Annotated in this window: 12 protein-coding genes; 3 read left to right on the top strand and 9 right to left on the bottom strand. The window is 54.2% G+C overall.

The features are described from left to right. Positions 1-61: 61 nt before the first annotated feature. Positions 62-382, top strand: a complete 321-nt coding sequence (trxA, locus tag M2418_RS21065) for a thioredoxin (protein ID WP_192490614.1) — start codon at positions 62-64, stop codon at positions 380-382. Between the two features lie 48 nt (positions 383-430). Here the strand turns inward: trxA and M2418_RS21070 are convergent, their stop codons facing one another. Next, positions 431-1,639: an MFS transporter gene (locus M2418_RS21070; protein ID WP_259148926.1), complete on the bottom strand. Its 1,209-nt coding sequence runs from the start codon at positions 1,637-1,639 to the stop codon at positions 431-433. A 101-nt stretch (positions 1,640-1,740) separates the two neighbouring features. Here M2418_RS21070 and M2418_RS21075 point away from each other — a divergent pair, with 101 nt between their 5' ends. Then, a complete protein-coding gene (locus tag M2418_RS21075) occupies positions 1,741-2,142 on the top strand; it encodes a helix-turn-helix domain-containing protein (protein WP_259148927.1) in 402 nt (133 codons plus the stop codon). Positions 2,143-2,148: 6 nt separating this feature from the next. Here the strand turns inward: M2418_RS21075 and M2418_RS21080 are convergent, their stop codons facing one another. The 7 genes from M2418_RS21080 to M2418_RS21110 form a co-directional block, all read right to left on the bottom strand. After that, complete coding sequence (locus M2418_RS21080) at positions 2,149-3,501, bottom strand: folylpolyglutamate synthase/dihydrofolate synthase family protein (RefSeq protein ID WP_259148928.1); 1,353 nt, start codon at positions 3,499-3,501, stop codon at positions 2,149-2,151. Positions 3,502-3,623: 122 nt separating this feature from the next. Continuing rightward, positions 3,624-4,526, bottom strand: coding sequence for an acetyl-CoA carboxylase, carboxyltransferase subunit beta (gene accD / locus M2418_RS21085; RefSeq protein ID WP_192490610.1), 903 nt, complete (start codon positions 4,524-4,526; stop codon positions 3,624-3,626). 39 nt (positions 4,527-4,565) lie between these two features. Then, positions 4,566-5,405 (bottom strand): tryptophan synthase subunit alpha, encoded by an 840-nt coding sequence (trpA, locus tag M2418_RS21090; protein WP_259148929.1) that lies wholly within the window; start codon positions 5,403-5,405, stop codon positions 4,566-4,568. A 2-nt stretch (positions 5,406-5,407) separates the two neighbouring features. Further along, a complete protein-coding gene (gene trpB, locus M2418_RS21095) occupies positions 5,408-6,628 on the bottom strand; it encodes a tryptophan synthase subunit beta (RefSeq protein WP_250984126.1) in 1,221 nt (406 codons plus the stop codon). 2 nt (positions 6,629-6,630) lie between these two features. After that, positions 6,631-7,293 (bottom strand): phosphoribosylanthranilate isomerase, encoded by a 663-nt coding sequence (locus M2418_RS21100; protein WP_259148930.1) that lies wholly within the window; start codon positions 7,291-7,293, stop codon positions 6,631-6,633. A gap of 171 nt (positions 7,294-7,464) precedes the next feature. Beyond that, complete coding sequence (locus tag M2418_RS21105) at positions 7,465-8,226, bottom strand: M48 family metallopeptidase (RefSeq protein ID WP_259148931.1); 762 nt, start codon at positions 8,224-8,226, stop codon at positions 7,465-7,467. Between the two features lie 177 nt (positions 8,227-8,403). Beyond that, positions 8,404-9,246, bottom strand: a complete 843-nt coding sequence (locus tag M2418_RS21110; RefSeq protein WP_259148932.1) for a fumarylacetoacetate hydrolase family protein — start codon at positions 9,244-9,246, stop codon at positions 8,404-8,406. 136 nt (positions 9,247-9,382) lie between these two features. Between M2418_RS21110 and M2418_RS21115 the strand changes: the two genes are divergently transcribed. Beyond that, positions 9,383-9,985, top strand: coding sequence for a nitroreductase family protein (locus M2418_RS21115; protein ID WP_259148933.1), 603 nt, complete (start codon positions 9,383-9,385; stop codon positions 9,983-9,985). Positions 9,986-10,145: 160 nt separating this feature from the next. On the opposite strand, the gene gyrB is transcribed toward M2418_RS21115, so the two are convergent. Continuing rightward, the gene (gyrB, locus tag M2418_RS21120) at positions 10,146-12,581 is read right to left on the bottom strand and encodes a DNA topoisomerase (ATP-hydrolyzing) subunit B (RefSeq protein ID WP_259148934.1); all 2,436 of its coding nucleotides are present in this window, start codon (positions 12,579-12,581) and stop codon (positions 10,146-10,148) included. Positions 12,582-12,615 lie beyond the last annotated feature (34 nt).

Consider the following 12,615-nt stretch of genomic DNA (forward strand, 5'->3'; position numbering starts at 1 on the left):
GAAATTCTGCCCGCGCCGCATCACATGCTTGCCAACAAGCTTCACTGAAAGGAGAGCCGCGATGGCTACCGTTAAAGTCGATACCGCCAACTTCCAGTCGGAAGTTCTCGAATCCTCCGAACCTGTCGTTGTTGATTTTTGGGCGGAATGGTGCGGCCCGTGCAAGATGATTGCACCAAGCCTTGAAGAGATTTCCAATGAACTGGCTGGCAAGGTCAAGGTTGCCAAGCTGAACATCGATGAAAACCCTGAGCTTGCTGCTCAGTTCGGCGTTCGGTCTATCCCGACACTTGCCGTTTTCAAGGGTGGCGAAGTGGCCGACATCAAGGTAGGCGCTGCCCCCAAGAGCGCGCTCTCTGCCTGGATTGCTGGCGCAGCCTGATTTTCCAATCAGAATACAGATTAAAAGCCCGGCCATGCCGGGCTTTTTTTATGGCTGCTCACGAGTCAGACTTTCCCATCTACGCCTGCCTGCCGCGATATTCGCAGCGATTGCAGCAATCATCATGGCGCCGGAGAATAGAAAAACCAGCTGCATGCCCTGCCCTATGGCCTCACTTGTGGCATCTGCTAAATTTTCGGTGCCGACACCGGCGCTGAAAACAACTCCCATAATCGATGCACCGGTAATCAAACCGATATTGCGTGACATGGTCAGGACACCGAATGCTGTACCGCGCTGTTCTCTCGGCACATCTGCCAAAGCTGCGGTGTTATTGGCCGCCTGGAACAATTGATATCCCGGCGTCAGCAGAATGATGGATGCAATATATCCAACCAGCCCAATCGTGTTAGGCAGAAAAGCCAGAAGAAAAGCGCCGGCAGCCAACAAGATCAGCCCGAGGGACAACACTCTCCTGCTTCCCCAGACATCAACAAGACGACCCGATGGCACACCGCTGATGATCGACAGGAGCGGCCCAATCGCCATGACAAAGCCGATCTGATTGATCTGCAACTCCAGCCTGAGGCCGAGATAAAATGGGCCGACAACCAATGTCGTCATCATCACTGCGGCGACCAGAAGATTGATAACAAGACTGGCGACCAAGTCAGCGTTGAACACCGATCGCATGCTAGCAGCTACTGTTTGTTTTCTCGCCACGTCATCAGGCAGGATTACAACTGCCAGCAGCAAGGCGATTGCGGTGAAAGGGATCTGCAGCCAGAAGATACCCTGCCATCCCGCCACCGGGATTAACAGGCCACCAAGCGAGGGGCCACCAGCGGAAACGGTTCCGAGCAGTCCCATGGCCCGTCCAATCCGCGATTGGCTTGCCATTTGGCGCATCAGGGCCATGGAGAGCGTCATTAGAAAAGCTGCGCCGATACCTTGAAGTGCTCGTGCAGCAATCAGCCACCAGAGATTTTGCGCAAATGCACTGGCAAATGAGGCAAGGCAAAATAAGCCAAGGCCAGTTTGTAACATGGGCTTTAAACCGAACCGGTCACCGAGCCTGCCAGCGATGACGACCGATACTGTCATGGCAGCAAGATAGATGACCACGACCGCTTGCACTTCTGCAAACGGTGCCGAAAACGCCTCAGCCAGTGCTGGCAAGGCAATGTTGACAATGCTGGTGCCGAGCGATGCCAGCAACATCGATAGTGAGAGGGTAAAAACTACCCCCTTCGTCATTCGCTGTTGTTCACTTACTTTGGTTTGCTGCATGTCTTTGCCTCTTGTTTGAATAACGAACGAGGAGCATGCTGCCACTTCAAGCCAACTTGAGGTCAAGTATGAAGTTTCTGGATATCGGCGAAGTTTCGGCTCGTAGCGGGTTCAAACCGTCGGCACTTCGACATTACGAAGAAGCCGGGCTGATCGGCTCGGTGTCACGCAAAGGTTTGCGTCGACAGTTTCCGCCTGAGGTCCTGCTGCAACTCAAATTGATTGCGATGGCCAAGTCAGCAGGATTTTCACTGCAGGACATTGCCGGAATGTTTGGCCAGAATGGATTGCCGCAGATATCGCGCGATGTTTTCCATCAAAAGGCGGATCAGATCGATGCACAGATCCGCGAACTGACGACGTTGCGTGACACGTTGCGCCACGTCGCCGAGTGCCCTGCCCCGTCGCATATGCAATGCAAGTCATTCCGGCAGCTTTTGAATGGAAGTTTGACCGCAAAACCTGCCTGAACGATGTCAGTCTGGAAGCGTGCCGTTGGCAGAAAGCGCGTTGCCAGCCAGGTAGAGCGATCCACCAATCAGAATACGTGGAGCCGGTGCGTCGAGCATCAGCCTGCCGTGAATCTCCTGCAGCGCTTCCTCGATTGACGAGGATGGCTCTGCCGTCAATCCGGCGTCAAAGGCAGCGTGGGCCAGAACGACGGGATCAATTGCAGCATCGGTTCCGCCAATCGGCACTGTAAAGACATATTCGGCGATATCGGCAAATGCCTTGAAGTAGCCAACCGGATCCTTGGTATTGATCATACCAGCGATGATGAACAGCGGGCGCGACTGCTTTTCCTCGAAACCGGCCATCGCTTCGGCAATCACTTCACCGGCACCGGGATTATGCCCGCCATCGACCCACAATTCGGCACCCTTTGGCGCCAGTTGGAACAGTTTGCCATCCATCAGTCTCTGCAAACGACCCGGCCATTCGACCGACTGCATGGCTTTTTCCATCATGCGCTCACTGACTTCGAAGCCTGCAGCCTTGACGGCGCGAATGGCAGCAGCGGCATTGGCAAGTTGGTGGCGGCCCGGAAGCCGCGGCATCGGAAGATCGGACAGCCCAAATTCGTCCTGGTAGATCATGCGGCCAAATTCCTCATGGGCACCGTAATCCTGTCCGAAGACAGTGGTGGGACAGGACAGCCGCTCGGCCGTACCGACCAGAACCTCAAGAGCCGCATCAAATTGCTGATGGCCGATGACGACAGGAAAGCCCTTTTTCATGATACCGGCCTTTTCGGCCGCAATCAGTTCCACCCTGTCACCGAGATAAGGCTGGTGATCCAGCGAAATCGGCATGATGACGGAGACAGCCGGGCTGTTGATGACATTGGTGGCATCAAACCTGCCGCCAAGTCCCACTTCGATAATCGCAACATCTGCCGGATGTTCCGAAAACAATAGGAACGTCACCGCCGTCAGAATTTCAAAAACTGTGATTTTTTGTCCGCCATTGGCATCAGCCACGCGGCGCAATGCGTTGGCAAATACAGCATCTTCCACGAAACGACCACGGCCTCCGGGGACGCCGAGGCGGTACCGTTCGTGCCAGCGCACCAGATGCGGCGAGGTGTGGACATGAACAGAAAGACCGGCTGCTTCGAGAAGCGCGCGGCTGAACGCCGTGACAGAGCCTTTGCCATTGGTGCCGGCCACATGAATGACAGGCGGCAGGCGGCGATGTGGATTGCCCAGCTTCTCAAGAAGAGCGGTAATACGCTCCAGCGAAAGGTCAAAGCCCTTCGGATGAAGCTGCATCAGCTTTTCAATTTCCAGTTCGGCTTCACTCATGGGCAAGTGCGTCATGTCGGTCATTCGCCCCTCAGGCGTCTAAAGCGTGTGTCTAGAGGACAAAGCCTGTTCCGCACACATCCGGAAAATACAAATGCGCAGCCTGACGAAAATGCAGGCTGCGCATGGATCTTGAAAAAGCGCAATCAGGCGGAAACGGCATCAACCACGGTAACCTGCTTTTTTTCAGGCGCCGCGATGTTCGATTTCGTCATGATCTTGAGAAGGTTTGCCAGCGTATCGGGAATCTCATGGCGATCCACCACCATGTCGACCATGCCGTGATCCAGCAGGTATTCCGCCGTCTGGAAGCCTTCCGGCAGCTTTTCGCGAATTGTCTGCTCGATAACGCGCTTGCCAGCAAAGCAGATTTCGGCACCTGGCTCGGCAATGTGAACATCGCCCAGCATTGCATAAGACGCGGTCACACCGCCCGTGGTCGGGTTAGTGAGCACGACAATATACGGCATGCCTGCTTCTTTGAGCATGTTGACGGCAACAGTGGTGCGCGGCAGCTGCATGAGAGACAGAATGCCCTCCTGCATACGTGCGCCACCGGAAGCCGGGAACATCACGAGCGGGCACCGTTCGGAAATAGCGCGCTCAAATGCCTTGACGATGGCCTCACCGGCCGCAATACCCAGCGAACCGCCCATGAACTGGAATTCATGCACGACGGCCACAATCTTTAGGCCCTTCAGCAAACCAACGCCGGCCAGAATGGTATCTTCCTGGTCGGTCTTGATGCGGCTGTCACGCAGGCGATCGGTGTATTTCTTTGAATCGCGGAACTTCAGCGGATCCTGCGCGACCTTTGGCTGCTGCAGTGCTTCGTAAACGCCGTCATCAAACAGATCAGCAAGTCGGGCCTTGCCCGGCATCTTCATATGATAGCCGGAAGCAGGAATAACCCACTTGTTGTCTTCCAGATCCTTATGGAAAACCATCTCGCCCGTTTCCGGGCACTTGATCCAGAGATTCTCCGGCACATCGCGGCGGCCCAGCATGGAATTGATGCGCGGCCGAACGTAATTGGTGATCCAGTTCACTTGAAAACTCCTGACTTTTTCTGCTGTCCGTACCGAATACTACTCGGCAGCAGCAAGGCGTGATGCTCTGACGCCCGTGGAAAGTCCCTTTACCAGTGTCGTGACGGCATGAACAGTGTCCGCTGACGCCTTACCGTCCTTTGTCAGACTTCCGGCAATCTGCGCGACAATCGCAGTACCGACCACCACACCATCGGCAACTGCGCCTATGGCCTTGGCATGTTCAGCGGTCTTGACGCCGAAACCGACACAAACCGGCAGATTCGTGTGTGCCTTGATACGCCCGACGGCACCGGAGATCAACGATGGATCCGGCAGCGCCGAACCGGTGATACCATTCATCGAAACGTAGTAAACAAAACCGGACGTGTTGTTGAGAACCGCAGGCAGACGCTTCTCATCCGTGGTCGGTGTTGCGAGACGAATGAAATTGAGATCTTTCTGCAATGCTGGAATGCAGAGTTCGTCATCCATTTCCGGCGGCAGATCAACGATGATCAGGCCGTCTATACCGGAGGCCAATGCATCTTCGATGAACTTTTCGACCCCATAGATGTAGATGGGGTTATAGTAGCCCATCAGGACAATCGGCGTATCGTTATCAACCTTGCGGAATTCACGGGCCAGATCAATCGTGGTTTTCAGCGACTGGCCGTTCTTTAGCGCGCGCTGGCCAGCCAACTGAATGGCCGGGCCGTCGGCCATCGGATCAGAAAACGGCATGCCGAGTTCGATCACATCTGAACCGGCTTCCGGCAGCGCCTTCATGATGCCAAGCGATGTTTCGAAGTCCGGATCGCCACCCATGAAATATGTAATGAGCGCCGGGCGATTTTCTGCACGCAGATCCGCGAAACGTTTTTCCATACGAGCAGTCATGATTACGCACCCATTCCCAGAAGTTTCGCCACAGTGAAGATATCCTTGTCGCCGCGACCGGACAGATTCATGAGAATGATTTCGTCCTTGCCCATTGTCGGCGCGCGCTTGATAACTTCGGCCAAAGCATGGCTTGGCTCCAGTGCGGGAATGATGCCTTCAAGACGTGTCAGTGTCTGGAATGCTTCCAGAGCTTCATGGTCCATGATCGGAACGTATTCAACGCGACCAATATCATTCAGCCAGGAATGCTCAGGCCCGATCCCCGGATAGTCTAGACCGGCAGACACGGAGTGACCTTCCTTGATCTGGCCATCTTCATCCTGAAGCAGATAGGTACGGTTGCCATGCAAAACACCTGGAGAACCGGCCGTGATGGATGCGCAGTGCTCATCACCCGACAGACCCTTGCCGCCAGCCTCGACACCGACAATCTTCACACTTTCATCATCCAGGAACGGATGGAAAATACCGATAGCGTTGGAACCGCCGCCAACAGCTGCAATAACCATATCCGGCAGACGGCCTTCGGCCTCCATCATCTGCTGTTTGGCTTCTTCACCAATCACAGCCTGAAAATCGCGCACCATCTCCGGATACGGATGAGGTCCGGCAGCGGTACCGATCAAATAGTAGGTGTCGTCGACATTGGTAACCCAGTCGCGCAGCGCCTCATTCATGGCGTCCTTCAACGTGCCGTGGCCAGCCGTGACCGGCTTTACTTCAGCACCGAGGAGTTTCATGCGGAACACATTTGGAGCCTGACGCTCAACATCCGTTGCACCCATGTAGACAACACAAGGCAGTCCAAACCGTGCGGCCACGGTGGCAGAAGCCACGCCGTGCTGGCCGGCACCGGTTTCAGCGATAATACGGGTCTTGCCCATGCGTTTGGCAAGCAGGATTTGGCCAAGGCAGTTGTTGATCTTGTGTGAACCGGTATGGTTCAGCTCTTCGCGTTTGAAATAGATCTTGGCACCGCCGAGTTCCTCGGTCAGGCGTTCCGCAAAATAGAGTGGGCTTGGACGGCCGGTATAGTGCGCGCCGAGATGCTTCAATTCTGCCTGGAATTCAGGATCGTTCTTGGCTTTGTCCCATTCCGCCTGAAGATCGAGGATCAGAGGCATCAGGGTTTCGGCAACAAAGCGCCCCCCGTAAATGCCGAAGCGCCCATCCTGGTCGGGACCGGCACGAAACGAATTCGGTTTTGGCGTCTCGTTCACTTTCAAACTCCCTGCGGTTTGTTTCCGGCTGTCTCGATGGCATCAAAAAGCGCATCAATCAGTCCGAGATCCTTTACGCCAGGCGCACTTTCCACGCCCGACGATAAATCTATTCCCCTCGCCCCGGTGCGTGACAGCGCCTCTGCGACATTATCTTTGTTCAATCCACCGGAAAGCATGTAATCGATATCTGCGTCAAGGCCAGCCAACAACGACCAGTCAAAGCTTACACCATTGCCACCCGGCAGATCCGAACCCTTTGGAGGCTTGGCATCGAACAGGAAGCGATCTGCTATTCCTATATAGGGTTCGACCCTGATAAGATCATCAGCTTCACGGATGGAAAGTGCCTTCATGACTGGCAATCCGTAGATCGCCTTGACGTTCAAAACCCGTTCAGGGGTTTCCGTGCCATGAAGCTGCAGAATATCCGGTTTGAGAAGCGCAATGATTTCGTCCAGATCATCATTGTCGGCATTGACGGTGACAGCAACGATTTTTGCCCGTCCCCGCACCGCATCCGCCAGTTTTCCAGCAATATCAGGTTCAATATTGCGGGGGCTTTTTTCAAAGAAAATGAAGCCAATATGGCTTGCACCACGGGCAACGGCTTTTTCCACCGCTTCCGAGGTCTTCAATCCGCATATCTTGATATCAGGTTTCATAGCCGCGACGTGACATGATTTTATCCAAGAGTCGAGCCAAAACGCGACCTCCCGATGAGAGAATATGTTTCACGTGAATCCAAGTTGTAGTGTTACCTGTTATACGCGCGACAAAATGGGCCAAATGATGGAAAACATAACAGAGTGGCCGTCATTTTATGCCAATGACGTCTAGCTGAAATCCAATGCATGCAGCTGTGAACCATGCCGCTTCAGCCAGGCCTTGGATTCTTCCATATGTGGGCACAGTGCTTTGCACAGTGCCCAGAATTTTGGTCCGTGGTTCATTTCACGCAAATGCGCCACCTCATGAGCGGCCAGATAATCAATCACACTGTCCGGGGCCATAACGATACGCCATGAAAAACTGAGATTGCCTTCGTAGGAGCACGATCCCCAACGGCTGCGCGTATCTTTCATGGTGAGGGAGCGCACCGGCCGGCCCACGGTTTTTGCATACATGGCCACCAGCCGTTCTAGATCAGCACGGGCTTCCTTTTTAAGGTAGGTTGAAATGCGTCGACCGGTATGTTCCGGCAGGCCGCTGACCCGCAAGATCGCCTCCCCTTCCGGAGTACGCAGAACCTGCGTCACCCCGCGCAACGTTCCGGTATGTTCGATACGGTGGGAAATACCGCGAATGCTGATGGTACCGCCATGGCGCAGATGTTGCTCCGGGCCAAGTTTTTCGAGCCTGTTTTTCAACCAGCCGTGATGCCGATCAAGAAAATCATCGACCTCGCGATGGTGTAGACCATAGGGAATGGTGAGTTTCAGACCCTTTCCGCCTGGTTCGATACGCAGGGTAATACGGGTGGCGCGCAGGTTTTCCTTGATAACCAACGGCAAGCTTCTGCCAGCCACTTCATGCACACGCTGAAGCGGGGCTTTGGGTTTTGCTGGTGTTCGAGATTTTCTCAGTAAGGAAAACATGCTGTTTCATAACCGATTCGAGGCCATTCACGCCAAGGAAAACTGCATCCTGTCAATCCTGCGGGTATGTCGCGGACTATGAAACAAACAAAAGCCCGAAGATACCTTCAGGCTTTTGTGTAACTTCCAGCATGTCTTGCGATAAAAACATCGCAGAACGCACCGTCAATTCAGATCTTAGACGTCAGCGACGAAAGTCTGCTTCTGCGTGCCAAGGCCTTCGATGCCGAGCTCAACAACGTCACCTGCCTTGAGGAAGCGTGGTGGCTTCATGCCGAGGCCAACGCCTGGAGGTGTGCCGGTGGAGATAACATCGCCCGGGTGCAGAGACATGAACTGGCTGAGGTAGGAAACAACATTGGCAACGCCATAAACCATGGTCTTGCTGGAGCCGTTCTGTACAGTTTCGCCGTTGACCTTCAACCACATTCCAAGGTTCTGCGGATCGGTAATTTCTTCCTTTGTCACCAGCCATGGGCCGATCGGGCCGAAGGTGTCGCAGGACTTGCCCTTCGTCCACTGTCCCTGACGCTCGGTCTGGAACGCACGCTCGGATACGTCGTGGCTGACGCAGTAACCTGCAACGTAGTCCAATGCGTCGGCTTCGGAAACGTATTTCGCTGTCTTGCCGATAACCACACCCAGTTCAACTTCCCAGTCGGTCTTTTCAGAGCCACGTGGAATAACGACATTGTCGTTAGGACCAACGATAGCGGATGTTGCCTTCATGAAGATAACTGGTTCGGAAGGAACGGCTGCGCCGGTTTCAGCAGCGTGGTCCGAGAAGTTCAGGCCGATGCAGATGAATTTGCCCGTGCCGGCAACGCAGGCGCCAATACGGCAGTCATCGAGCACTGGGAGGCTGGACAGGTCCAGTGCAGCAATCTTTTTGAGGCCTTCAGGCGAAATCGCCTCGCCGCCAATATCCTTTACATGAGCGGAAAGATCACGGACCTTACCGTCGTTGTCAAGAATAGCTGGTTTTTCCTGACCCGCTGGGCCAACGCGCATCAATTTCATAGGGATCCTCCCGGTTGTCAGACAAGATAGATCATATATGAACGATCTATTTATCCTTGTCACCCCTTGACCGCATATGGACCTGAAAAATAGCATGCGGAATGCTGACATCTTTTTACCAATGAAAGGCGCAAAGATGACCAAAGCCAATTCCCGCCAATCTGAATATCCCGTTGATCCATTGTTTCTCGAGCGCTGGTCACCGCGAGCCTTCACCGGTGAGGCAATGCCGGCGGATGATCTTCTGACCATTCTGGATGCCGCCCACTGGGCACCATCTGCTTCAAATTTCCAGCCATGGCGTTTTATCTACGCCCATAATGGCAGCGAACAATGGCAGACACTTTTCGACTTGCTGATGGACGGTAACAAACGTTGGGTCGACAAAGCGTCTGTGCTGCTGTTTGTGGTATCTCGCACCTACAATGTTTCACGCGAAGGCGAGAAAAAGCCATCGGCGACCCATTCCTTCGATGCTGGTGCTGCTTGGTTTTCAATGGCCATGCAGTCGCAGTTGCTCGGTTACCATGCCCATGGCATGGGTGGCATTTACCGTGACAAGGCACTTGAGGCTTTGGATATTCCCGACGGGTATCAGGTTGAGGCAGCGGTTGCGATCGGCAAGATAGCCGACAAGGACACCCTGCCCGATGATCTGAGAGAACGTGAAGTGCCAAGCGGCAGACTTCCACTGGCAGACGTTGCCTTTGAAGGCAAATTTACCGGCAAGATTGATTAAGGGCGTTGCCGCTTTTGGCAGTCTGGCACCAACAGGCTGTCTTTCTGCAAAGACATCTTAATTGATGCCATAGCACAAAACATAAATCCCCGAGGTTTAGCCCGGGGATTAAAAGTTTCACGTGAATCCTCAACCATTCACCGTCTGGGACAGTGCCTGATCAGATATCGAGGTTGGCAACGCTCAAGGCGTTTTCCTGGATAAAGTCACGGCGCGGCTCAACTTCATCGCCCATCAGGCGCGAGAACAAGCCATCCGCGTCGGTCGCATCATTGACCTTGACCTGCAGCAGCGAGCGAACGTTTGGATCCAGAGTGGTTTCCCAAAGCTGCTCGGCATTCATTTCGCCAAGACCTTTATAACGCTGCATGGACAGACCCTTGCGGCCCGATGCAAAGATCGCATCCAGCAATTCACGAGGGCCGGAAAGGGTGATGTTGCCTTCCTTGCGGGTCAGGACCGGCGGAACACGGTAGATGTCTGCCAAGCGAACGGACAACTGGTCAATGTAACGTGCATCAGCCGAACCGATCAGGTTCATATCGAGCCACGCCACTTCCTTGACGCCACGCACCATACGTTCAAAACGGAAACCACCCTCGTCCGTCACGTGACCACTCCAGCCGCGTTCGGTTTCTTCAGCAATCATATCCAGGCGTCGTGCCACTTCTGCGGCGATTTCTTCGCCACGGCTCTTGTCAGCAGCAAGCTCGACATTAAGAAGGCCAGCAATTGCCGCCTGCTCGACAACACCGCGATTATAACGCGAATGGAGACCATCAATCAGCGAACGCAGCTTGGACGTGTCAACAATTATCTCACGCAAATCCTGGCCGGCGCGTACTTCGCCTGACCCCAATGTCAATGTCGCGTCTTCGAGACCCATGGTCACCAGATAATCTTCCAGCGCCTTTTCGTCCTTCAGATATTGAACGGACTTGCCACGCGTCACCTTATAAAGCGGCGGCTGTGCGATATAGAGATGACCGCGTTCAATCAGTTCCGGCATCTGACGGAAGAAGAATGTCAGCAGCAGTGTACGAATATGTGCCCCGTCCACGTCAGCATCGGTCATGATGATGATCTTGTGGTAGCGCAGTTTATCCGGATTAAACTCGTCCTTACCGATCGACGTACCAAGCGCGGTAATCAACGTACCGATTTCCTGGCTGGACAACATCTTGTCGAAGCGGGCGCGCTCTACGTTGAGGATTTTACCGCGCAGCGGCAAAATGGCCTGTGATTCACGCGAACGACCCTGCTTGGCGGAACCACCAGCCGAGTCACCCTCGACGAGGAAAAGTTCAGACTTGGCAGGATCCCGTTCAGAGCAGTCAGCAAGCTTGCCAGGTAGAGACGCGATATCCAGTGCGCCCTTACGGCGTGTCAGTTCGCGAGCCTTGCGCGCAGCTTCACGGGCAACAGCAGCTTCAACCACTTTGCCAACCAGAACCTTGGCTTCTGTCGGATGTTCTTCCAACCAGGTCGAAAGGGCTTCGTTGACCAAACCTTCAACAACTGGCCGCACTTCCGACGAAACCAGCTTATCCTTGGTCTGCGACGAGAACTTTGGATCAGGAACCTTAACAGACAGAACTGCAGTCAGGCCTTCACGGCAATCGTCACCGGTCAGGCTGACCTTTTCCTTCTTGGTGATACCTGACGTATCCGCATAGGAGGTGATCTGACGTGTCAGCGCACCACGGAAACCGGCCATATGCGTGCCGCCATCGCGCTGTGGAATGTTGTTTGTGAAGCAAAGAACATTTTCATGGTAGCTGTCGTTCCACCACATGGACACTTCAACGGTGATCCCGTCTTTTTCGCTTTTGATAAAGATCGGCTTGTCGACCAGAGATTTCTTGGAACGGTCAAGGTAGCGCACATAGGCTTCCAGACCGCCCTCATAAAGCATCTCTTCCTGCTTGATTTCCGGGCGACGCTTGTCAGTTAACAGAATGCGCACACCCGAGTTAAGGAATGCGAGCTCCCGCAGACGGTGTTCCAGCGTGCCGTAATCAAATTCGATATGAGTGAAGGTTTCCGTGCTTGGCTGGAAGGTAACTTCCGTGCCGGAACGACCTTCATAATCACCAATTACTTTCAGCGGCGCATCAGCCACGCCGTGGGTGAAAGCGATTTCATGCAGCTTACCATTGCGGCGGATACGCAGCTTAAGCCAAACGGACAGCGCGTTCACCACCGACACACCCACGCCGTGCAGACCACCAGATACCTTGTAGGAGTTCTGGTCGAACTTACCACCTGCGTGCAACTGGGTCATGATAACTTCAGCGGCAGAAACCCCCTCACCTGTGTGAATGTCTGTTGGAATGCCACGGCCGTTGTCGGTCACGGTGACCGAGCCATCAGCATTGAGCGTAACAGTTACGATATCGGCGTGGCCGGCCAGCGCTTCGTCGATTGCGTTATCGACAACTTCGTACACCATGTGGTGCAGGCCGGAGCCATCATCGGTATCGCCAATATACATGCCAGGGCGCTTGCGTACCGCATCGAGACCCTTGAGAACCTTGATCGAATCGGCGCCATATTCAGGGGTTGCGCCAACTTCGCCAGACGGTATTTCGGTCATGAATTGTCTTTCCAAATTTGTCGGTGGCAGAAGG

Origin of the sequence: Rhizobium sp. BIGb0125 (genome assembly GCF_024810055.1) — a bacterium.
Classification (GTDB): Bacteria; Pseudomonadota; Alphaproteobacteria; order Rhizobiales; family Rhizobiaceae; genus Agrobacterium.